Genomic DNA, 22,515 nt, shown 5'->3' with positions numbered 1-22,515 from the left:
CGGTTCACTGGTGCCTGACACCTTAAAATTTACTACATATTACGGCGATACTGCCCGCCGACTTCGTATAATGCACGTGTGATTTGGCCGAGGCTTGCGACTTGGACGGTTTCCATTAATTCAGCAAAAATATTGCCACCAGAGACCGCTGCTTCCTTTAACCGCTTTAACGCATCAGCCGTTTTTTCCGCATGCGACTCTTGGAAGGAACGTAAATTATGAATCTGCAATTCCTTTTCCTCCGTCGTTGCCCGAGCCAACTCCATATTGTTGACCTCTTCCTCAGATGGAGGATTCGGATTCAAATACGTGTTTACCCCAATAATCGGCAACTCTCCCGTATGCTTCTTCATTTCATAGAACATCGACTCATCCTGAATCTTGCCGCGTTGATACTGCGTTTCCATTGAACCAAGCACACCGCCGCGATCATTCAAACGCTCAAACTCCTGCAGCACCGCTTCCTCAACCAACTCCGTCAGCTCCTCAACGATAAACGAGCCTTGCAGCGGATTCTCATTCTTCGTTAAGCCATGCTCCTTCGTAATAATCATCTGAATCGCCATCGCGCGGCGCACCGATTCCTCAGTCGGCGTCGTAATCGCCTCATCATACGCATTCGTATGAAGGGAATTACAATTATCATGCAACGCCATTAACGCCTGAAGCGTCGTGCGGATATCATTAAAATCAATCTCCTGTGCATGCAATGAACGCCCTGACGTCTGAACATGGTACTTCAGCTTTTGACTTCGCTCATTCGCACCATACTTATCACGCATAACGGTCGCCCAGATGCGGCGAGCCACACGGCCAATCACCGTATACTCTGGATCCAAACCATTAGAGAAGAAGAACGATAGATTTGGAGCAAAATCATCAATCTTCATGCCGCGGCTTAAATAATATTCCACATAGGTAAATCCATTCGAAAGCGTAAACGCCAGCTGCGAAATCGGATTCGCTCCTGCTTCGGCAATATGGTACCCCGAAATCGACACCGAATAATAATTGCGCACCTGGTGATCAATGAAATATTGCTGAATATCCCCCATCATCCGCAGTGCAAATTCCGTTGAAAAAATACACGTGTTTTGCCCTTGGTCTTCTTTTAAAATATCTGCCTGAACCGTACCGCGAACCGTCCGTAACGTATAGGCACGAACTTCGGCAAACTCTCCGACCGTTAACACGCGGCCCACTCTTCTTCCTTCTTCTTCACCTGCTGGTCAATCGCCGTATTCATAAACATCGCCAAAATAATCGGTGCCGGTCCATTGATCGTCATCGAAACAGAAGTCGATGGATGGCATAAATCAAAGCCGTCATACAGCTTTTTCATATCATCTAACGTACAAACACTAACGCCGCTCTCGCCAACCTTCCCATAAATATCTGGGCGGTAATCCGGATCTTCCCCGTATAATGTTACCGAGTCAAACGCCGTACTTAAGCGCTTCGCCGCGTCATCCTTCGATAAATAGTGGAAACGGCGGTTCGTCCGTTCCGGTGTGCCTTCTCCGGCAAACTGGCGCTTCGGATCCTCACCCTCACGCTTGAATGGGAATACCCCAGCCGTATACGGGAACGAGCCCGGCACGTTTTCCTGGTACACCCAGCGGAGAATTTCCCCATAATCCTTATACCTAGGTAAAGCCACCTTCGGAATATCAATACCCGATAAACTCTTCGTCCGTAACACCGTAATAATTTCTTTATCTCGGATTCGTGTGACAAACTGGTCGCCTGAATAAGCTTCCTTCGTTTGTTCCCACGTATCTAAAATCTTTTTCGATTCAGGCGTTAACCGCGATTCTGTCTCCTGCTTCACCGCTGCCAACGCAGCCACTACTTCCGGCTGGTCTTGAACAGCAGCCATCGCACCCTCCAGTTGGAATAATTTCCGGGCAATATTCGCCTGCGCTTCCGCCTTCTTATGATAGCCCCTTACTGTTTCAGAAATCTCTCGTAAATAATAGCGGCGGTCCGTTGGAATAATCACATTTTGCTTTTCCACCACAGCACTCTTGCTAAAAGAAGTCACCCAATCCGTCGCCATTTTTCCATTGATTTTTTCCACTAATGCCGCAAACAGTGCGTTCGTGCCCGGGTCATTAAACTGACTGGCAATCGTTCCGTACACCGGCATTTCTGATAGATCTTTTTCAAACAGCATATGGCTGCGCTGGTACTGCTTCTGCACCTGGCGCTTTGCATCCTCTGAGCCCTTCCGCTCAAACTTATTGATGACAATTAAGTCAGCAAAATCAATCATATCGATTTTCTCAAGCTGGGAAGGTGCTCCAAATTCACTCGTCATGATGTACATGGACACATCGCAAATCTCCGTGATCTCTGCATCCCCCTGCCCAATTCCGCTCGTTTCCACAATCACCAAGTCAAAGCCCGCGGCCTTCGTCACCGCCACTGCATCCTTAATCGCAAGCGACAATTCATTCTTCGAACGTCTTGTTGCCAAGCTTCGCATATACACATTCGGAGAGAAAATCGCATTCATCCGAATCCGGTCCCCAAGCAAGGCACCGCCCGTTTTTTGCTTCGTCGGGTCAACAGAAAGAATCGCTACCTTTTTATCAGGCAGCTCATTGATAAAACGTCTGATTAACTCATCCGTCAACGAACTTTTTCCAGCGCCGCCGGTTCCCGTAATCCCGACAACTGGAATCGTCTTCTCCAGCGACTTCACCTGCTCGAGCACCTGCTCGGCCGCTGCCGCCGCCTCATTCTTTTTATCAACATGAAGCTCCGCTAACGTAATCAACTTGGCAATCGCATTTACATCCCCAGTCGGAAGCTTCTCAATTTGCTCCGCCGCATCCATGTCAACCGTTGAAAAATCGCACTCCTGAATCATTCGGTCAATCATGCCCTGTAAGCCAAGCAAACGACCGTCTTCTGGTGAAAAGATGCGTGCAATGCCATACGCGTGAAGCTCATCAATTTCCCTTGGTATGATGACGCCGCCCCCGCCGCCATAAATGCGAATATGCGGTGCACCCTTTTCCTTTAACAGGTCATACATATATTTAAAGTATTCAACGTGCCCACCTTGATAAGAAGAAATCGCAATCCCCTGCACATCCTCCTGAATCGCCGCGTTCACAACCTCCTCCACCGAACGGTTATGCCCAAGGTGAATAACCTCCGCCCCGCTCGCCTGAAGAATTCGCCTCATAATATTAATCGACGCATCATGCCCATCAAACAAACTCGACGCCGTCACAAAACGGATATGATGCTTAGGCTGATAAGTTCCCATCGTACTCCCCCTTTTTGAAAAATGAACTCTATTTATCGTTCGCGATTCGTTTCGTTTTCCAGACGTTTTTCGGCAGACGTGACATCGCCGCCAATCCCCGATAACAAAATCTCCGTCTGCAAATCAATGTACTCCTCGAGCGTAAAAAGTTTTCGCAGCGCCCAGCGACGGAAGCCCCACATTTGCCCCTGAACAAAGATGTTATGAGCAATCAGTTCTACCTGCTTTTCCGTCAGCGCCAATTCCCCGTTTTCCACGCATCTTGAAAGCAGATTCTCAAACATTGCTACCATTTCCATCTCTTTTTTCAACACATAAGGAAGTGCGTCCCTCGAAAGAGACTTCACTTCCTGATACATCACGAGCACTTCCGCCTGCATTTCATCCATGACCTGAAAAAAGTTGGCAATCCCAAGCTTCAAGCTTTCCAAGGTCCCTTTTTTCAAGGCCAGGTCCTTCTGAAGACGGTCACTAACATGATCATAAATGCTGTCACATACTAGATAGAGAACATCCTCTTTTGTGCGAATGTATTCATACAGCGTCCCAATGCTAAAGCCCGCCGCTTTGGCGATTTCCCTTGTCGTCGTCCGGTGAAACCCCTTTTGTTTAAAAAGTGTCACGGCCCCTTTGATCATTTGATCGCGCCGTTTTTGCACCAAGCGCTCATCCTTGACCGAAGCCTGTACTTCCCGCTTTTTCATCCCAACCACCTTACTTCGTGATCATTCTTGAGATAACCAGGCGCTGAATTTCCTGTGTACCTTCGTATATTTGCGTGATTTTCGCATCACGCATGAATCGTTCAACTGGATAATCCTTTGTATAGCCGTAGCCTCCAAACACCTGAACCGCTTCGGTTGTCACCTTCATCGCTGTGTCCCCAGCAAACAATTTGGACATCGCAGACTCTTTTCCATATGGAAGACCCTTTGACTCTAACCATGCCGCTTGATAGGTTAATAGTCTAGCAGCTTCAACTCCAGTCGCCATGTCAGCTAACTTAAAGCTGATTCCCTGCTGTGCTGCAATTGGTTTACCAAACTGTTGGCGTTCTTTTGCATAATCAACCGCTGCATCCAATGCACCTTGTGCGATACCTACCGCTTGCGCCGCAATTCCATTTCGGCCGCCATCCAGTGTCATCATGGCAATTTTAAAGCCGTCACCTTCTTCACCAAGTCGGTTGGCAGCAGGAACCTTGCAATCTTCGAAAATGATTTCAGTTGTTGGTGACGAACGAATGCCGAGTTTCTTTTCTTTTTTACCAACAGAGAAGCCTGGGAAGTCTTTTTCGACTATAAATGCTGTAGTACCTTTTTGTTTGCTAGATGGATCAGTAAGGGCAAATACTACATAAATATCAGCGATGCCGCCGTTAGTGATGAAAATCTTCGAGCCATTCAGGACGTAATGATCTCCTTCGAGGCGAGCCGTTGTTCTCATGCCGCCTGCATCCGAACCGCTGCCTGGCTCTGTCAAACCGTATGCCCCAATCTTGCTTCCTTCTGCCATCGGACGAAGATACGTTTGTTTCTGCTCTTCGCTGCCGAATTTAAAGATTGGCCAGCCAGCAAGTGATGTATGAGCAGATAGGGTTACCCCTGTTGATGCACAAACGCGAGAAAGCTCTTCAACGGCGATACAGTAAGCCAAATAGTCACTGCCAATGCCGCCGTACTCTTCTGGCCATGGAATCCCTGTTAAGCCAAGCTCCGCCATTTTGTCAAAAATCTCACGATCAAAGCGCTCTTCCTCGTCACGCTCAGCAGCAGTAGGCGCCACTTCATTTCTAGCAAAATCACGAACCATTTTTCGGATCATTTCATGTTCTTCGGTTAACTTAAAGTTCATTTTCAAGTCCTCCTTTGGGATATCTACATGTTTATAGATCGAGTCTATATATTTTTGGATTTTTTCTACACATTTTTTGTGTTTTTCTACATGATTGACTCGGATTTCTACACGGTTATTGATTTTTTCTACACACTTTTTAATTTTTTCTACACGGTTTACTAGTTTTTCTACACAAATCTTGAACTTTTCTACAAATCATCATAAATACTTACTAATCACGATCCGCTGAATCTCGCTCGTGCCCTCATAAATTTCGGTTACCTTCGCATCGCGGAAATAGCGCTCCACCGGGTAATCCTCCGTATAGCCGTAGCCGCCAAACACTTGGATGGCTTCCGTTGCTACCTCTACCGCTGTTCGAGTGGCAAACAGCTTTGCCATCGATGCTTCCATTCCGCATTTCACTCCACGGGTTCGCAAATCAGCAGCACGATAGACTAATAGTTTCGCCGCCTCCACACTCGTCGCCATATCCGCCAACTTAAAGCCGATTCCCTGCTGTGCGGCGATTGGCTTGCCAAACTGGTGACGCTCCTTCGCATAGTTCGTTGCGGCGGATAGTGCAGCCTCTGCAATACCAAGTGCCTGAGTGGCGATACCGATGCGGCCGACCTCGAGGTTCGCCATCGCGATTTTAAAGCCTTCACTTTCGTTGCCAAGAAGGTTCTCCACCGGAACACGCATATCTTCGAAGGTAAGCTGTACGGTCCTCGAACCGTGAAGGCCCATTTTGTGCTCATCCTTCCCGATGATCAGGCCAGGTGTATTTTTTTCAACAATAAAAGCAGCAATCCCTTTTGTGCCTAACTTCGGCTCGGTGGTAGCAAACACAATGTACACATCCGCCTCACCGCCGTTAGTGATGAATACCTTCGAGCCATTGATGACATAATGGTCACCCTTCTTGACCGCACGCGACTTCAAGCTCGCTGCATCTGAGCCAGCGCTCGGCTCGGTTAAACAAAAAGCCCCTAAGTATTCGCCTGAAGCAAGCTTCGGCACATACTTTTGCTTTTGCTCTTCCGTTCCAAAATAAAGAATCGGGTTCGTTCCCACCGAGGTATGCACAGATAAAATTACCCCCAATGTGGCGCTTACCTTCGAAATCTCATTGATGGCAATAATGTAGGAAGTGAAATCCATTTCAGCCCCGCCATATTTTTCAGGCACCGGAATTCCCATCAAGCCAAGCTCGCCCATTTTGCGGAGAATCTCACGCGGAAATTCACCGTTTTCCATCTTGTCAATGAATGGAGCAATTTCACTATTCGCAAAATCACGGACCATTTTCCGCATCATTTCTTGTTCTTCTGTAAATGTCAGATTCATATGTCTCTCCCCTTTTTGAGGTGGATTCGTTTGCCAGGGGAGATCACAGAAGGGTATGTAATGTCGCCAGTGATCCACCTGGTTTTTTTATTTTTAAAATTGCTTCCGTTCTATTCGTACGTATAGAACCCACGGCCTGATTTCTTGCCGAGCCACCCGGCTTTTACATATTTACGAAGCAATGGGCAAGGGCGGTATTTGTCGTCGCCGAAGCCTTCATGCAACGTTTCCATAATGTACAAGCAAGTATCTAAACCAATAAAGTCGGCCAGGGTTAACGGCCCCATCAGATGGTTCATACCAAGTTTCATAACCTCATCGATTGCTTCCTTCGTTGCCACACCTTCATACAAGGTATAAATCGCTTCATTGATCATTGGCATCAAGATACGATTAGAAACAAAGCCAGGGAAGTCATTAACTTCTACAGGCACCTTGCTTAAGGTCTTTGTCATGTCTTCAATCACTTGATAAACCTCATCCGCCGTTGCTAATCCGCGAATGATTTCAACCAACTTCATGACAGGTACTGGATTCATAAAGTGCATGCCAATGACCTTTTCCGGACGCTTCGTCGCTGCAGCGATTTCTGTGATTGGCAGGGACGAGGTATTGCTCGCTAAAATCGTATGTGCTGGGGCAATTTCATCTAGTTGCGCAAAGATTTTTGTTTTGATTTCCATGTTTTCAACAGCTGCCTCAATGACGAGGTCTACGCCAGCGGCATCGGTTAGATCTGTTGAAACCGTAAGTCGCTCGAGCACTTCCTGCTTTTGCTCCTCGGTCATTCTGCCTTTATCGACGTTGCGGGACAGGTTTTTATTGATTACCCCAAAGCCGCGTTCCACGAATTCAGGTTTTAAGTCATTTAGCATCACGTTATATCCCGCTTGGGCACAAACCTGAGCGATCCCTGAGCCCATTTGTCCCGCACCAATTACCATTACCTTTGATACCTTCATGTTTTCCCCTCCAGATTGGGGCTGTTTTCCGCAGACACAGCCCCCTTTTTTTATTAAAAAATGTCTTTACGACAGTTAAGTCAGTTTATCCGACAGTAAATGTTCGTCATCTGACAGTTAGCCCACACTATGCGACAGTAAATTCGGGTTATCCGACAGATACGCCTCGCACCCAACTCCTACCTTCTCGGCACTTCAATCATCACCGCATCGCCTTGGCCACCGCCGCTGCAAATTGCCGCAATTCCGATTCCGCCGCCACGGCGCTTCAATTCGTGCATCAACGTGATGATGATTCGCGCACCACTAGCGCCAATTGGATGCCCCAGTGCGACCGCACCGCCATTCACATTGACCTTTTCCGGATCCAGCCCGGCAATTTTTCCACTCGCTAACGCAACTGCTGCAAAGGCCTCATTGATTTCAAATAAATCAATTTCCTCCAAGCTCTTGCCGGTCTTTCTTAAAATCTCATTGATTACAAGTCCCGGTGTTTGCGGGAAATCCTTCGCTTCGACTGCGACAGCCGCATGGCCAAGAATCACCGCTCCGACTTCACGATCTTCACGAGCCGCGCGCTCTTCGCTCATTAATACAAGGGCAGCCGCACCGTCATTCACCCCTGGTGCGTTCCCCGCCGTAATCGTACCCGTTGAATTAAACACAGGCGCCAATTTGGCTAATCGCTCTAATGAAGTATCCTTACGCGGTCCCTCGTCTACAGAAACAACCACAGGCTCTCCTTTTCTTTGTGGAACCTCAACAGAAACGATTTCCTCCGCTAATTTTCCACTCTCAATCGCCTCAAGTGCACGCTCATGGCTTCGTAACGCCCACTCATCCTGCGCCTCACGAGAAATCTCCATTTCTGCCGCCGTTGAATTGCCGTACGTACCCATGTGAACACCTGTAAAGCTGCAGCTCAAGCCATCATGAATCATGAGATCCTTCACTTGTGAATCGCCCATTCGAAAGCCCCATCTTGCCTTCGGTAAAATGTAGGGCGCGTTACTCATTGATTCCATTCCCCCTGCTACAATGACCTCTTCATCGCCAGCGCGAATGATTTGATCTGCCATTGTCACGCTGCGCATCCCTGACGCACACACCTTATTAATCGTTTCCGTTTTCACTTCCCACGGCAAACCGGCGTGACGAGCTGCCTGGCGCGACGGAATTTGTCCTTGCCCCCCTTGCAAAACCGTTCCTAGGATGACTTCCCCTACCTCTTCAGGCTTAACGCCGGCGCGAATCAATGCTTCCTTCACTGCGATTCCCCCAAGCTGTGAAGCCGTGAAGCTGCTTAGCCCACCCCCAAGTTTTCCAAAAGGTGTTCTTACTCCGCTCAAAATAACCGTTTTTCCCATTCAAAACACTCTCCCTTTTCCCAATATTCAGTCTTATATTTTTATAAAAATACCCCTTCTGTTTTCGGCGACTGAACGCTCGCTCGAAAAAATCTCAAAAAATAACGCAAGCCGGTTCGTTTACCCAAAAACTCACTGCCCACGTACGAAAATAAAAAAGGAAATGTAAGCGTTTTACTCTTACTTTTTATTTTACATAAAAAATAGCAAAAGTTGAAATGTTTTACACAAAATTCCTAAAATTTTGAATGAAAATCTCAACCTTTGCTATTCTAACTATTAACCAACCTTACGAAGCGATTTCTTTAACCTCTCCACAAACTGCTTTTTCAAGCAACTCAGCCACATCGTAGGTTGCTACTTTCTCTTCTACCTCTTTTGCCTTTGTTCCATCTGACAGCATGGTTAAGCAGTATGGACAGCCAGAACTGATGACAGAAGGATTTACAGCCAGCGCTTGCTCTGTGCGGCTCACGTTAATACGATGACCGGTTTCTTCCTCCATCCACATCAAGCCGCCGCCAGCCCCACAGCACATACCCGTTTCTCTGTTACGCTCCATTTCCACCAGCTGTACACCAGGTATCGATTTCAAGATCTCACGTGGCGGATCGTAGACATCATTGTAACGACCTAAGTAACAAGAATCGTGGAACGTAATCTTTTCATTGACCGCATGCTTCGGAACTAGACGCCCATCACGAACCAGCTCATATAGAATCTCTGTATGGTGATAAACCTCTGCCTGTAAGCCGAAATCAGGGTACTCATTTTTGAAAATATTATAGGCATGTGGGTCAATCGTAACGATTTTCTTCACTTCTGCCTTTTCAAATTCCTCAATATTTTTCGTCGCCAACTCCTGGAACAAGAACTCATTACCTAGACGACGCGGTGTATCACCAGAGTTCTTCTCCTTGTTGCCTAAAATCGCAAACTTCACACCTGCTTCATTCATCAACTTCGCAAAGGAAAGAGCAATTTTTTGGCTGCGGTTATCGTAAGATCCCATGGAACCCACCCAGAAGAGATACTCGAATTCTTCACCCTTCTTGTTCATTTCCTTAACAGTTGGAATTTCAACATCCTCGCGAACCTCACGCCAGGTTTCTCGCTCTTTACGGTTTAAGCCCCATGGATTGCCCTGACGTTCGATATTCGTCATTGCGCGCTGTGCATCGGCATCCATTTTTCCTTCTGTTAAAACTAAGTAACGACGAAGGTCGATAATTTTATCTACATGCTCGTTCATAACTGGACATTGATCTTCACAGTTGCGGCACGTTGTACATGCCCAAATTTCTTCTTCGGTAATGACCTCGCCAATCAAGCTTGGGCTATATGCGAGCGCAGCTGCCGTTTCTTCAGCACCCTGACCAGCCGCAGCTAGAGCAATTTGGTTTCCTTTTGTATTGGAAAAAGCAAATGTAGGAACCCACGGCTGTTTCGAAGTGACGGACGCACCGTAATTTGTCAGGTGGTCACGCATTTTCACAATTAAGTCCATTGGAGACAGCATTTTACCTGTTCCTGTTGCCGGACACATATTGGTACAGCGGCCACATTCTACACAGGCATAAAAATCAATCATTTGGTGCTGCGTAAAGTCTTCAATTTTTCCAACCCCAAAAGACTCTTGTGTTTCGTCTTCAAAATCCACTTTCTTCAACTTACCTGGTTTTTCTAAGCGATTAAAGTACACGTTTGCCGGTCCAGCCAACAAGTGTGCGTGCTTGGATTGCGGCACGTATACTAAGAAGGTTAATAAGAACAATAAGTGCATCCACCATGCCACATAAAAAATGGCGATGGAAGCTGTCTCCCCTATCCATGAAAAGCCCATTGAAATGAGGGAGGCTACCGGCTCAGTCCATGATGTTTCTTCGCCGTGCCAAATGATGCCCATTCCATTTCCAACCAATACGGAAACCATAAGGCCGCCGATAAACAATAGGACAAGTCCCGATTTAAAATTGCGCTTCAAACGAACTAATTTTTCTACATAGCGGCGGTAAAACGCCCAAATCACTGCCACAAGGATCATCAATGTGATGATTTCCTGGAAAAACGTGAACCCCGCATAGAGCGGTCCAAGCGGCAGGTGTGAACCTGGGACAAGCCCTTTCCAAATAAAATCAATTGCGCCAAATTGAACAAGAATGAATCCGTAAAAGAACATGACGTGTATTGCGCCGCTCTTTTTATCCTTTAGCAGCTTTTTCTGGCCAAACACATTGACCCAAATTTTTTGCAGCCGTTCTTTGACATTGTTATCAAACTCGACCTTTTTCCCCAACTTAATAAATTCAATCCGAGTCTTAACCACATAAACAAATAGGCTAATAGCGTAAGCGGTTACAACTAAAAATGCAATGAGGTTAATCCACAAAAGAATATTCATCAACTAACGCCCCTTTCCCCAGTTCTTACAAGAAAATAATAAATTTTCTGAACTCTGTCTTACCTCTATTATATTATGAATGAGCATTCAGTCAATCAATTTTTGCAAAATTCGTTCGACTTATAGAAACGAACTGGTTCGGAAACACTAATGAAACCGATTGGGGGAAAGATTCTACATGAGCTTGGCCATCTGTTTAAGTGCACTACTACTACTCATCATTATATGGCTCGTATTAGATTTTAGATTAGGACGAAAGAAGCATCTTTCTATTGTCAGTTATATGGAAACAAGTACCCTCCATGGCCATGTGGATATTTTTACACATGGAAAGGAATTATTCGCAGATTATTTCCGGGAAATTCGTCAAGCAACGGAGCATGTTCATGTGCTTTTTTATATTGTCAAAGATGACCGGTTCGGCCAGGAATTTCTCGCTCTTTTAAAAGAAAAAGCACGACAAGGGATAGAAGTGCGGCTGCTGATTGACCGTCTTGGCAGTTGGAGGATCAAGGCGTCAACGGTGAGAGCCCTTAAAGAGGCGGGGGTCAAATTTGCTTTTAGCAACCGCATCAAGCTGCCTTTTCCCTTTTACTCCTCTCAAATCCGCAATCACCGTAAAATTTCGATAATCGACGGGAAAATCGGCTATGTGGGCGGGTTTAATATTGGGAAGGAATACATTGATCAAGACCCAAAGTTAAGTCCTTGGCGTGATTACCATTTAAAAATTATGGGTGAAAGTGTTCATTCGTTACAAAGTGAGTTTATGATTGACTGGGAAGAGTATGGGGGTGAAAATCTCCAGCATCAACCGGCCTATTTCCCTTCGCTTTCTAAAGGTCCCGTCCGCCATCAGTTTGTTCCAACTGAGGCTGGCATGTTAGAGGAAAAATTTACCCAAGTAATTCAAAAGGCCCAACATTCCATCATTATTGGAAGTCCTTATTTTGTACCAAGTCCACGGGTCATGAAGGAATTGCTTCAGGCGATTGGCCGCGGCGTGTCGCTTACCGTTGTGGTTCCGTATACCGCTGACCATATGCTTGTACAGGAAGGATCCTATCGTTATTTACGAGAACTGCTGAAAAAGGGAGCGGTTGTTTATCAATATAAAAATGGTTTTTATCATGCAAAAACCATGGTGATTGACGATACGATTTGTGACATCGGCACCGCTAATTTCGATAACCGCAGCTTCTTCTTAAACAAGGAAATCAACTGTTATATTTATGACCCTGCCTTTATCAGGCGTGTAAAGGAAGTAATCGAAAAAGACATCAAAGACTCCGCGTTGCTGACTTTAGAAGTCCTGAACAAACCCAATCCATTACGGTCACTGAAAGAGAGATTTGCCCGTTTGATCGCTTTTTTCCTTTAATGAGGGGGACAGTCCCCCGGCGTAGTAACGTACTAAAGCAACGAGGGACTGTCCCCCGGCGTAGTAACGTATTAATGCAACGAGGGACTGTCCCCCGGCGTAGTAACGTATTAATGCAACGGGGGACTGTCCCCAGAAGGGAGCTACTGGTATGAAAATTCGTTTTGGCTATGTTTCGACTGCCATTACTTTATGGGATGCTTCTCCAGCTAAGACGCTTACCTTTACCCGCTATCAGCAGCTTAGCCCCGAGGAGCGCATAGAAAAGTTGCTCGATGTGACAAGGCAAAATATCGAGCACACGAAGCGAATGCTGTATTTCAATCTTGCCCATGAAATTGAAGTCTATCGGATGTCTAGCTCGATTGTCCCCCTCGCCACCCATCCAGAGGTGCGCTGGGACTTTACCACCCCCTTCAAAAAGGAATGGGAGGATCTTGGAGAACTGGTTCGGAACAATCACCTGCGGGTTAGCTTCCATCCGAATCAATTTACTTTGTTTACCTCGCCGAAAAATACTATCACCGAAAATGCAGTCATCGACATGAGCTATCACTTTCAAATGTTTGAAGCGATGGGGATTGCCGATCAAGGCTTAATTAATATACATATCGGTGGGGCTTATGGGGATAAGCAGGAGGCTTTGATTCGTTTTCATCATAACCTAACCACCCTGCCGGCCAACATTAAACAAGTGATGACGTTAGAAAATGATGATAAGACCTATACCGTAGAAGAAACTTTAGTGGTCTGTGAAAAAGAAACCATTCCCTTGGTGTTTGACTATCATCACCATATGGCCAATCTGTCAGAAACTCCGCTAGAGGAGCTATGGCCACGGATTGTCAGGACGTGGGGGCATGTCCCACATAAACCAAAGATTCATATCTCGTCGCCAAAATCAGAAAAAGAATTTCGTTCTCATGCAGATTATGTGGATCCGGAATTCATTATGCCTTTTTTGCAGCTGCTGAAGGAGACCGGCCAGGATGTCGATTTCATGATTGAAGCCAAGGCGAAAGACCAGGCAGCATTAAAACTCATCGAGGATTTGAGTAAACTGCGCGGATATAAACGGATTAGTGGTGGGACGATTGAAATCAAATAAAAACGGGGACAGTCCCCCAGCGTAGTGAAGCTTCACCGCACTGGGGGACTGTCCCCACCCTTTATTCCTCGATCAGATTCAAAACCGGTACGTCTCTTTCGTTCTCAGGGTCTTTTCTGGAATAAATTCGTGCCATTCTGGTGGTCTCATCCACGTTTTGAATAATCACAGGCGTTCCATCGTAGGTCACGTTAATCATATCGGCTGATTCCATTATTTCCTTTGCTCTTCCAACATTCATGCTATCGGTCACTCCTCACTCATAATTCTCTATTACTATCTGCATTTTTTTGGATAGTATTCATTATTTTGGTCTTTTTTCGTGTAACAATGTCCCGTTTTCCTTTCTCCAAGACAAGGATTTACTCATTTGTTCAATTTACTCGTCTATTTTTGAGGTTTACTCGTCATTTTTTAAATTTACTCGTCAACCTTCACACTTTACTCGTCTTTTTCCTATTTTACTCGCCAAACACCTAACAACAAAAAAAATGGCCCCCAAATCAGGGAGCCACCTTCAAAAAAACAATTACATTTTCTCCGGAGCCGACACACCAATCAATGCCAAAGCATTTTTCAACGTAATCTGCACCGCTCTCACCAACGCAAGGCGCGCCTTCGTACGCTCGACATTGTCCATATCCAACACCTTTTCCGCATTATAAAAGCTGTGGAACGTCGACGCTAAATCAAAGATATAATTAGTGATACGGTGCGGCATACGCTTCAAAGCAGCCTCCCCAACAGCAGCTGGGAACTCGCCAACCTTCTTCAATAAATCCATCTCTTTCTCAGACGTCACCAATGAAAAATCAGCCGCCTCTGCATCAAACTTCACACCCTGCTCTTCCCCAGAACGCAAGATACTAGAAATACGAGCATGCGCATACTGTGCATAATAAACCGGATTCTCATTCGACTCAGACACAGCCAAATCCAAATCAAAATCCATATGCGTATCCGAGCTACGCATCGCAAAGAAATAACGAGTCGCATCGAGGCCGACCTCATCCACCAAATCACGCATCGTAACGGCCTTACCGGTACGCTTACTCATCTTCATCTTTTCCCCGTTCTTATATAGATGAACGAGCTGAATGATTTCCACTTCAAGCGTATCACGATCATAGCCCAACGCCTGAAGCGCCGCCTTCATACGAGGAATATACCCGTGGTGATCCGCACCCCAAATATTAATCAACTTTTCAAAGCCGCGGTCCAGCTTGTCCTTATGGTAAGCGATATCCGGTGTCAAATACGTATAAGAACCGTCCTGCTTGATCAACACACGGTTCTTATCATCGCCGAAATCCATCGAACGAAGCCAAGTCGCGCCCTCTTCTTCATAGATATAGCCAGTTGCACGAAGCGCGTCCAACGCCTCATCAATTTTTCCATTCTTATAAAGAGACGTCTCAGAATACCACACATCAAAGCCCACGCGGAAATCCTCAAGGTCCTTCTTCAACTTCGCCATTTCAAACTTCAAACCGTACTCACGGAAAAACTCAAAGCGCTCTGCCTCGTCAACATTCACATACTTATCGCCAAACTCATCAGCCAGCGCTTGCCCGATGCCCACAATATCCACACCATGATATCCGTCCTCCGGCATTTCCTTATCCATGCCAAGTGCTTGGAAATAACGAGCCTCCACAGACTTCGCTAGATTATTAATCTGGTTTCCAGCATCATTTATATAATATTCCCGTGACACCGCATAGCCCGCCTTAGCTAACACATTGCAAAGTGAGTCCCCAACAGCCGCACCGCGAGCATGTCCAAGATGCAAATCTCCCGTCGGATTCGCTGAAACAAACTCCACCTGGATCTTCTGACCGCCGCCAACCGTAGTTTCCCCGTACTTTTCACCAGCCTTAAGAACCGTTGGAATCAAATCCGTTAAATACGCATTATTCATATAAAAATTGATAAACCCAGGTCCCGCTAACTCAATTTTTTCAATCGATGCCTTCGAGTGGTCGAAATGCTCAACCAACGCTTCCGCAATCATCCGCGGCGCCTTCTTGGCCACACGAGCAAGCTGCATCGCCATATTCGTCGAATAATCCCCGTGCGCCTTATCCTTCGGAATCTCAAGGATTACATCAGGAATCTGATCTTCCGTCGCAAGCTCTGCCTTCAGAACCGCCGCCCGAATCTCTTCCTTGATCTTACTTTGCGTCATCTCTACTATATTCATTTCCCATCCTCCTCAAAGGTAATTTCTAACCGATATGTACCACCGGGCGAACCCTCCATCTTAAAATCATACAATATATCAATCAAGCCTTGGCCATTTTCAAACGAGTGCTCCAACCTTTTGGTCATCGTCAACGTCTCAAACACACCAAACGGCATCTCATAACTTCCACGAAGCACCTTATTCAACCGAAACGGCAGCCGCATCTTCACCGCACCGCCTCGCAATATCAATGCATCCTGATCCGCCACCTTCACAATCGTGCGAACACTGCCTTCATCCTGCACTTCCTCATATTTAAGAAACGAGGCACCATCCTTCTCAAGATAACGGCCAAACACCATCAACTCAAAGGTCTCCTTGCCCCCGTCCTGCTCAATCGTCGTTTTCACCTTAATCTTCATTGGAATCTCATGAGTAGACAAACGAAACTGCACTTCCTTTTTTAAAAAGGAACTTAAACCTGTTCTTTCGACTGGTTATAGTCCTCATAATTGACATTAGCGCGTCACCGCATACTTTTTCTATTATAAACATAGTCACGATACAAATCAAAAGATGCCCGCCCCAATGGGACAGGCACCAATCAAAAACTTTATCTTTGGATGGAGACCTATTTTACCCATCCTAAAATCATTTCACGGATTAACTTGCTCGCCGTGTTGGCTGTTTGTTCAGAAGGATCGTAAATAGGAGCAACCTCAACAAGGTCTCCACCAACGACGTTCACTTCGGAACGAGCAATCGCATGAATCGAAGCAAGAAGCTCTTTCGACGTGATTCCTCCACAATCAACCGTACCAGTTCCAGGTGCGTGCGCTGGATCCAATACATCAATATCAATTGTTACATATACAGGACGTCCTGCAAGTGTTGGCAGAATTTCTTTTAAAGGCTCAAGCACTTCAAATTTAGAAATATGCATGCCATTTTGCTTCGCCCACTCGAATTCTTCCTTCATACCTGAACGAATTCCAAAAGAATACACGTTTTTCGGTCCGATATGCTCGGCAATCTTACGAATTGGAGTCGAATGTGACAACGGTTCACCTTCATATTCCTCACGCAAATCGGTGTGGGCATCAAAATGGATGATCGCTAAATCAGGATACTTCTTATACATTGCCTTCATCACCGGCCATGAAACAAGATGCTCTCCACCCATACCAAGCGGGAACTTGCCTGAAGCCAGAATCGAATCCACATATTCTTCAATCATATCAATGCTTCGCTGCGGATTTCCGAACGGAAGCGGAATATCACCCGCATCGAAATATTTAACCTCTTCCAACTCGCGGTCAAGGTACGCGCTGTACTCCTCAAGACCAATCGACACCTCACGAATACGCGCAGGGCCGAAACGAGAACCCGGGCGGTAACTTACCGTCCAATCCATCGGCATCCCATAAAGAACCACCTGGCTCTCCTCATAACTCGGATGACTCTTAATAAACACATTACCCGAATACGCCTCATCAAAACGCATAAAAAAACCTCCCTTATGGGGACAGTCCCCCATCACTTTAACGCATCACCAGGTCGGGGGACTGTCCCCCGACATTTGTTTACTTCACTAGGTCGCCAACGAATTTAGGCAATACGAATGCTGCTTTGTGCAGTTCTTTTGTGTAGTATTTTGTTTCGATTTCGTGGAAGCGATCTTCGCTTACTTCTAATGGATCGTATTTCTTAGAACCGATTGTAAATGCCCATAGGCCGCTTGGGTATGTAGGGATGTTGGCTACATACAGGCGAGTGATTGGGAAGATTTCCTTTACATCGCGTTGTACGTTGCGAATTAAGTCCGCTTTGAACCAAGGGTTATCTGATTGCGCTACAAAGATTCCGTCTTCTTTTAATGCCTTTGAAATCCCAGCATAGAAGCCTTTAGTAAATAGGTTTACTGCAGGACCAACTGGTTCTGTAGAGTCAACCATAATGACGTCATACTCGTTGTCACTGTTCGCAATGTGCATGAAGCCATCATCAACACGTACATCTACTCGTGGATCATCTAACTTGCCAGCGATCTCTGGAAGGAACTTCTTAGAATATTCAATAACCTTACCGTCAATATCAACAAGAGTAGCTTTCTTCACGCTTGGATGCTTTAACACTTCACGGATTACGCCACCGTCGCCGCCGCCAACAACTAATACGTTCTCAGGGTTTGGATGTGTAAATAAAGGGACGTGGGCCACCATTTCATGGTAAACGAATTCATCTTTAACAGACGTCATAACCATGTCATCTAGTAGAAGCATGTTGCCCCACTCTTCTGTTTCAATCATATCTAACTTTTGAAATTCCGTTTGCTCTGTATGTAATGTTTTATTTACTTTCATTGTGATACCAAAATTTTCGGTTTGCTTCTCTGTAAACCAAATTGACATATCCATCTTCCTTTCAATACGCTTCATATTTATACACTTTTTATACTCATATGATTACGAAGTAATCACTTCATTTTTTATGCTACCCAAACTATTGAATTACAAACATAAGAAAAAGTCTAGCAAAATTTAAGAAAAATTTCATTTTTATACGAAAAATGTTTAAAAAAACTTACTTTTTTCAATACTATTACTATCTAAATTTTTCCTGATAGAAAAAACGGGGGTGAACTCTATGGAAATCATGACTGATCAAGGGTTTCGAAAGACCATAAAATATTTGCGTGCCTTTATTATCATCAGTTTGATAGGCATGATTTGCATGCTTATTATCTTTGGCAGCATCTTGGCCTATGCAAAGATATTAGGCGCACCTCCGCTCGCGGTTCCGCAATCTACCTTATTTTTCGCAGATGATGGAACCTTGATTGGCGAAAGCAATAGTGGTCAAAAACGGTACTGGGTGAGATTAAAAGATATTTCACCTGACTTAGTGAATGCAACAGTTTCAATTGAAGATAAAAATTTCTACGAGCATCACGGCTTTGATTATAAACGAATTGCCGGCGCTGTCCTAGCCGATATTCAAGCCTTTGCCAAAGTGCAGGGAGCAAGCACGATCACCCAGCAATACGCAAGGAACCTCTTCTTGGAACACGACAAGACGTGGAAACGGAAGCTGCATGAGGCATTCTATACCATTCGCCTCGAAATGAACTATTCGAAAAAGGATATTCTTGAAGGCTATTTAAATACCATCTACTATGGCAAAGGTGCTTACGGTGTAGAAGCCGCAAGCCAATATTATTTTGGAAAAAAGGCCGCGGACTTATCTTTGGCTGAAGCAAGCATGCTCGCAGGCATTCCAAAGGGTCCGGGTCTTTATTCTCCACTCGCGTCAATGGAGCGAGCGAAAACCAGGCAGCATATTATTTTACAAAGCATGGTCAAAAACAAGTACATTTCGAAGAACACTGCTAAAACAGCAGCAGAACAGCCGCTCACCTTAGTGGGGGTTCATACGACTCAAAAGGTGAAGGTTGCTCCTTATTTTCAGGATGCTGTCAAAAATGCGTTGAAAAATCAATTACATTTAGATGACCGCACAATTGCTCTCGGCGGTTTAAAGGTATATACAACCCTTAACCTACACCAGCAGGAAGCAGCCGAACGCCAAGTCCACCAATATGTGGCCAGCACCTCAGAAATACAGGTCGGTTTAGTCGCAATAGATCCGAAAAACGGGTATGTGAAGGCCATGGTTGGAGGACGGGACTATGAGAAAAGTCCTTTTAACAGGGCCGTTCAAGCTGTACGTCAGCCGGGATCGACCATCAAGCCGCTGTTGTATTATGCCGCTCTTGAGCAAGGATTTACTCCTTCCTCGACCATGAGAAGTGAATTTACAACCTTCCATTTTGATGACGGCCAGGCGGATTATACACCGCATAACTTTAACAATAAGTATGCAGATGGAGAAATTACACTCGCTCAAGCGCTCGCCGTTTCTGATAATATTTTCGCTGTGAAAACTCATCTATTTTTAGGAGAAGATACATTAATTAAGACAGCCAAGCGGTTCGGCTTGTCAACAAAAATGGCAGAGGTCCCGTCTCTAGCGCTGGGAACCTCTGGCGTCCGGGTAATTGAGATGGCAGATGCCTACAGCCTGTTTGCCAACGGTGGAAAAAGTGTAGACCCAACCTTTATTACAAGAGTAGAAGACTATAATGGCAATGTCATTTTTGAAAAAGAAAATCAGACAAAGAAAGTATTAGACCCAGCCAAGGCATATGTCATGACGCAGATGCTTACAGGGATTTTCGATCCTAAACTAAATGGCTATGCCAAGGTCACGGGAAGTACGGTAATCAAAAACATTACCCGTCCCTATGCAGGAAAATCCGGTTCTACCGAAACCGATAGCTGGATGATTGGTTTCTCGCCACAGCTCGTGACGGCTGTGTGGGCAGGGTATGATATTGGGAAGCCGCTTGAGCTAACTGCGGAAAAAACGTATGCGAAGAAAATTTGGGCGAACTTTATGGAGGAAGCTTTAGACGGAAAGCCGGTCAAGGCCTTTAAACCGCCAAAAGAAGGAGTCGTCGGTGTTTACGTGAATCCGGAAAACGGCAAGCTGGCGACAAAAGACTGTCCAGTGCGCCGTTTCACCTATTACGTTGCTGGCACCCAGCCAACCGACTATTGTACCGAGCATATCAAAAATCCTGATTCCACCAAAAAGAAAGAAAACAAGAAAGTTCCTTGGTATAAGAAGATTATGCCGTGGAATTAGAAAAGCGGAAGCGCCTTGTTCAGCCCCGACTGGCAAATGTTCTTCGGCGAGAAAAGTCCGCCCTTTGACTTTTCTTGACGAAGGTTATTTGACCCGAGGGGCTAGGCGCTGGAGCTAGACAATTAATAAATTATATCTAAATAGAAAAGCTCCGGATCACTCCGGAGCTTTTCTTGTCCTAGTTTTACGTGTATTCACACATTGTTTATCATACTATCTATCGTGTAAAAAAACTACCAAAAATTATCTCAAGGTATTTTTTACTCCGCATTCAATCCTTGTTTCAATTCATCCGTAGAATTATTCCACAATACCTCATTATGATTTTTCAAAAAGTCCGCCAATACCTTCTTTGACTTATCATCCATATCAGCGACAATAATATGGCGCTTGAGTGACTTATCCATGCGATTGACATGCTCTGGAAGGGATTTGTAGCCACGGCGGATTTCACGGTCAACCGTCATATAACAAGCTGTCACACCGGCATAATAAGGTCCCTCTTCATGGCGGTCAATCGTCACCCACACCAGCCAATACGGCTTACCATTTGGAACCTCTTCTTTATTCGGTAAAAACTTGATTCCCTTCTCCACCACACTGCGGGCATGCATTGCTCCGACATCGATTACCGCTTCTCCCGCATCGATATCAATGAATACAGGCGACACATTATCAAGGCTCAACGCCCCTTTTCCAAACCCTTTATGGTTATCCATTGGATCGCTTTTCTTTATTATATTAAAACCTAGCTTTTTCTTTTTTTCATCCATAGAACGTAACCCTCCTAAAAAAACATACTATAAAAGAAATGACTTAACCCCTCTAATACCCAGGGGATGACGACACTAAAAATCGGTTGAATCGTAAATTGGTCCAGCGGTGTAATGACTAGTATTAAAAAGATCAATACTCCATACTGCTCATACTGTGTCATTTTAGCACGAATATGATTCGGTGCTAAATCCTCCACGATCCGATAGCCATCGAGCGGCGGTAGCGGAAGCAGATTAAAAATAAACAAGACAACGTTCAGATTAATAAATATATTGAGGAAATCAATAAAATTATCAGATGGTATCGAACCAAAACGGTTTAATGCATACCAAACGATAAAGCCAATCGAAGCTAATACCAGGTTACTCAACGGCCCTGCAACAGAAACAAGGACTCCTGCCAAGCGCGGCTTTTTAAAGTGGAACCGATTCACCGGGACAGGACGAGCCCAGCCGAAGCCGGCAATCAGAATCAAGAGTGTTCCAAATGGGTCAAGGTGGTGGATTGGATTAAGCGTCAGGCGCCCTTGTTTTTTAGCCGTCATGTCACCGAATTTGTAGGCTACATATGCATGAGCAAACTCATGAAACGTAAAGGCAAACATAAGCGTAATGACAACATAGGGAATCTCTTTAAGGGGATAGGCAAGAAAATGTTCCAAGTGGTTTCTCCTTCCTTACTGAACGGAAGGCATGCCTCCGTTTTCTCTTTCTTCTATTATATTCCTTTTAGTATACATGAAATCGCATGGAAAAAGAAAATCAAAAATGCCGACTATTATTGCACTTTTTTGCAGAATGAGGGAAACTTAAAACTAGTTACGATTATAAGGAGGAAGTCATCATGCCATACGTTACAGTCAAAATGCTAGAAGGACGTACCGAAGACCAAAAAAGAGCCTTAGTGGCTAAAGTTACTGACGCTGTCAGCGAAACAACAGGCGCTCCCAAAGAAAACATTACCGTTTTCATTGAAGAAATGAGCAAAAACCACTACGGCGTCGGCGGCGTCCGTGCAAGCGATAAATAAGAAAAGCGGAGGCGCCTCGGTCAGCCCCGACAGGCAAATGTTCTTCGGCAAAAAAAGTCCGCCCTTTTGAATTTTATTGCCGAAGGTTATTTGACCCGAGGGGCTAGGCGCTGGAGCTGGACAATTCTCGAA

General features: G+C 45.3%; 17 protein-coding genes and 1 pseudogene. 4 read left to right on the top strand and 14 right to left on the bottom strand.

The genetic code is table 11. The features are described from left to right. Positions 1 to 32: 32 nt before the first annotated feature. The 7 genes and pseudogenes from icmF to AA0X95_RS02955 all read right to left on the bottom strand — a co-directional run bounded on the left by icmF (position 33) and on the right by AA0X95_RS02955 (position 11,196). Positions 33 to 3,280, bottom strand: a pseudogene (gene icmF, locus AA0X95_RS02985) (fused isobutyryl-CoA mutase/GTPase IcmF). 32 nt (positions 3,281 to 3,312) lie between these two features. Beyond that, complete coding sequence (locus tag AA0X95_RS02980; protein ID WP_413305181.1) at positions 3,313 to 3,984, bottom strand: TetR/AcrR family transcriptional regulator; 672 nt, start codon at positions 3,982 to 3,984, stop codon at positions 3,313 to 3,315. A 10-nt stretch (positions 3,985 to 3,994) separates the two neighbouring features. Further along, on the bottom strand, positions 3,995 to 5,134 hold the full coding sequence (locus tag AA0X95_RS02975) for an acyl-CoA dehydrogenase (RefSeq protein ID WP_413305177.1): 1,140 nt from the start codon (positions 5,132 to 5,134) through the stop codon (positions 3,995 to 3,997). A 201-nt stretch (positions 5,135 to 5,335) separates the two neighbouring features. Then, positions 5,336 to 6,466: an acyl-CoA dehydrogenase gene (locus AA0X95_RS02970; protein ID WP_413305176.1), complete on the bottom strand. Its 1,131-nt coding sequence runs from the start codon at positions 6,464 to 6,466 to the stop codon at positions 5,336 to 5,338. A 110-nt stretch (positions 6,467 to 6,576) separates the two neighbouring features. Then, positions 6,577 to 7,428 carry a 3-hydroxybutyryl-CoA dehydrogenase gene (locus AA0X95_RS02965; RefSeq protein ID WP_413305173.1) on the bottom strand — a complete coding sequence of 284 codons (852 nt, stop codon included), beginning with the start codon at positions 7,426 to 7,428 and terminating at the stop codon, positions 6,577 to 6,579. A gap of 179 nt (positions 7,429 to 7,607) precedes the next feature. Then, positions 7,608 to 8,795, bottom strand: a complete 1,188-nt coding sequence (locus tag AA0X95_RS02960; RefSeq protein ID WP_413305171.1) for an acetyl-CoA C-acetyltransferase — start codon at positions 8,793 to 8,795, stop codon at positions 7,608 to 7,610. 289 nt (positions 8,796 to 9,084) lie between these two features. Further along, positions 9,085 to 11,196 (bottom strand): heterodisulfide reductase-related iron-sulfur binding cluster, encoded by a 2,112-nt coding sequence (locus AA0X95_RS02955; RefSeq protein WP_413305169.1) that lies wholly within the window; start codon positions 11,194 to 11,196, stop codon positions 9,085 to 9,087. A 178-nt stretch (positions 11,197 to 11,374) separates the two neighbouring features. Here AA0X95_RS02955 and cls point away from each other — a divergent pair, with 178 nt between their 5' ends. Next, the gene (cls, locus tag AA0X95_RS02950) at positions 11,375 to 12,577 is read left to right on the top strand and encodes a cardiolipin synthase (RefSeq protein WP_413305166.1); all 1,203 of its coding nucleotides are present in this window, start codon (positions 11,375 to 11,377) and stop codon (positions 12,575 to 12,577) included. A 151-nt stretch (positions 12,578 to 12,728) separates the two neighbouring features. Further along, positions 12,729 to 13,685 carry a UV DNA damage repair endonuclease UvsE gene (gene uvsE / locus AA0X95_RS02945; RefSeq protein WP_413305163.1) on the top strand — a complete coding sequence of 319 codons (957 nt, stop codon included), beginning with the start codon at positions 12,729 to 12,731 and terminating at the stop codon, positions 13,683 to 13,685. A gap of 61 nt (positions 13,686 to 13,746) precedes the next feature. Here the strand turns inward: uvsE and AA0X95_RS02940 are convergent, their stop codons facing one another. From AA0X95_RS02940 to speE, 5 genes are all read right to left on the bottom strand, one after another. Next, complete coding sequence (locus tag AA0X95_RS02940) at positions 13,747 to 13,926, bottom strand: H-type small acid-soluble spore protein (RefSeq protein ID WP_308081781.1); 180 nt, start codon at positions 13,924 to 13,926, stop codon at positions 13,747 to 13,749. A 288-nt stretch (positions 13,927 to 14,214) separates the two neighbouring features. Continuing rightward, on the bottom strand, positions 14,215 to 15,888 hold the full coding sequence (gene argS / locus AA0X95_RS02935) for an arginine--tRNA ligase (protein ID WP_413305160.1): 1,674 nt from the start codon (positions 15,886 to 15,888) through the stop codon (positions 14,215 to 14,217). Further along, positions 15,885 to 16,313 carry a DUF1934 domain-containing protein gene (locus AA0X95_RS02930; RefSeq protein WP_413305158.1) on the bottom strand — a complete coding sequence of 143 codons (429 nt, stop codon included), beginning with the start codon at positions 16,311 to 16,313 and terminating at the stop codon, positions 15,885 to 15,887. Before AA0X95_RS02930 ends, argS begins: the two co-directional genes overlap by 4 nt. 188 nt (positions 16,314 to 16,501) lie before the next feature. After that, positions 16,502 to 17,374, bottom strand: a complete 873-nt coding sequence (gene speB, locus AA0X95_RS02925) for an agmatinase (protein WP_413305156.1) — start codon at positions 17,372 to 17,374, stop codon at positions 16,502 to 16,504. A 79-nt stretch (positions 17,375 to 17,453) separates the two neighbouring features. Then, on the bottom strand, positions 17,454 to 18,281 hold the full coding sequence (gene speE, locus AA0X95_RS02920) for a spermidine synthase (protein WP_413305154.1): 828 nt from the start codon (positions 18,279 to 18,281) through the stop codon (positions 17,454 to 17,456). Between the two features lie 235 nt (positions 18,282 to 18,516). On the opposite strand from speE, the gene AA0X95_RS02915 reads away from it, so the two are divergent. Next, complete coding sequence (locus tag AA0X95_RS02915) at positions 18,517 to 20,577, top strand: transglycosylase domain-containing protein (protein ID WP_413305152.1); 2,061 nt, start codon at positions 18,517 to 18,519, stop codon at positions 20,575 to 20,577. A gap of 260 nt (positions 20,578 to 20,837) precedes the next feature. Here AA0X95_RS02915 and AA0X95_RS02910 read toward each other — a convergent pair whose 3' ends face one another. Together AA0X95_RS02910 and AA0X95_RS02905 are read right to left on the bottom strand one after the other, a co-directional pair. Beyond that, the gene (locus tag AA0X95_RS02910; RefSeq protein WP_413305150.1) at positions 20,838 to 21,350 is read right to left on the bottom strand and encodes a YwhD family protein; all 513 of its coding nucleotides are present in this window, start codon (positions 21,348 to 21,350) and stop codon (positions 20,838 to 20,840) included. Positions 21,351 to 21,364: 14 nt separating this feature from the next. Then, on the bottom strand, positions 21,365 to 22,015 hold the full coding sequence (locus AA0X95_RS02905; protein WP_413305148.1) for a site-2 protease family protein: 651 nt from the start codon (positions 22,013 to 22,015) through the stop codon (positions 21,365 to 21,367). 182 nt (positions 22,016 to 22,197) lie between these two features. Between AA0X95_RS02905 and AA0X95_RS02900 the strand changes: the two genes are divergently transcribed. Continuing rightward, positions 22,198 to 22,383, top strand: a complete 186-nt coding sequence (locus AA0X95_RS02900) for a 2-hydroxymuconate tautomerase (RefSeq protein ID WP_308081774.1) — start codon at positions 22,198 to 22,200, stop codon at positions 22,381 to 22,383. The last annotated feature ends 132 nt before the right edge of the window (positions 22,384 to 22,515 follow it).

Origin of the sequence: Neobacillus phoenicis (assembly GCF_047302305.1) — a bacterium.
Classification (GTDB): Bacteria; Bacillota; Bacilli; order Bacillales; family Cytobacillaceae; genus Neobacillus.
The sequence above is the reverse complement of the archived record's forward strand: the minus strand, read 5'-3'. Positions and strand labels throughout refer to the sequence as shown.

Bases quoted from the DNA above. Each gene is read 5' to 3' on its own strand.
- AA0X95_RS02980 (WP_413305181.1), bottom strand. From the start codon at position 3,984: ATGAAAAAGCGGGAAGTACAGGCTTCGGTCAAGGATGAGCGCTTGGTG.
- AA0X95_RS02975 (WP_413305177.1), bottom strand. From the start codon at position 5,134: ATGAACTTTAAGTTAACCGAAGAACATGAAATGATCCGAAAAATGGTT.
- AA0X95_RS02970 (WP_413305176.1), bottom strand. From the start codon at position 6,466: ATGAATCTGACATTTACAGAAGAACAAGAAATGATGCGGAAAATGGTC.
- AA0X95_RS02965 (WP_413305173.1), bottom strand. From the start codon at position 7,428: ATGAAGGTATCAAAGGTAATGGTAATTGGTGCGGGACAAATGGGCTCA.
- AA0X95_RS02960 (WP_413305171.1), bottom strand. From the start codon at position 8,795: ATGGGAAAAACGGTTATTTTGAGCGGAGTAAGAACACCTTTTGGAAAA.
- AA0X95_RS02955 (WP_413305169.1), bottom strand. From the start codon at position 11,196: ATGAATATTCTTTTGTGGATTAACCTCATTGCATTTTTAGTTGTAACC.
- cls (WP_413305166.1), top strand. From the start codon at position 11,375: ATGAGCTTGGCCATCTGTTTAAGTGCACTACTACTACTCATCATTATA.
- uvsE (WP_413305163.1), top strand. From the start codon at position 12,729: ATGAAAATTCGTTTTGGCTATGTTTCGACTGCCATTACTTTATGGGAT.
- AA0X95_RS02940 (WP_308081781.1), bottom strand. From the start codon at position 13,926: ATGAATGTTGGAAGAGCAAAGGAAATAATGGAATCAGCCGATATGATT.
- argS (WP_413305160.1), bottom strand. From the start codon at position 15,888: ATGAATATAGTAGAGATGACGCAAAGTAAGATCAAGGAAGAGATTCGG.
- speB (WP_413305156.1), bottom strand. From the start codon at position 17,374: ATGCGTTTTGATGAGGCGTATTCGGGTAATGTGTTTATTAAGAGTCAT.
- speE (WP_413305154.1), bottom strand. From the start codon at position 18,281: ATGTCAATTTGGTTTACAGAGAAGCAAACCGAAAATTTTGGTATCACA.
- AA0X95_RS02915 (WP_413305152.1), top strand. From the start codon at position 18,517: ATGGAAATCATGACTGATCAAGGGTTTCGAAAGACCATAAAATATTTG.
- AA0X95_RS02910 (WP_413305150.1), bottom strand. From the start codon at position 21,350: ATGGATGAAAAAAAGAAAAAGCTAGGTTTTAATATAATAAAGAAAAGC.
- AA0X95_RS02900 (WP_308081774.1), top strand. From the start codon at position 22,198: ATGCCATACGTTACAGTCAAAATGCTAGAAGGACGTACCGAAGACCAA.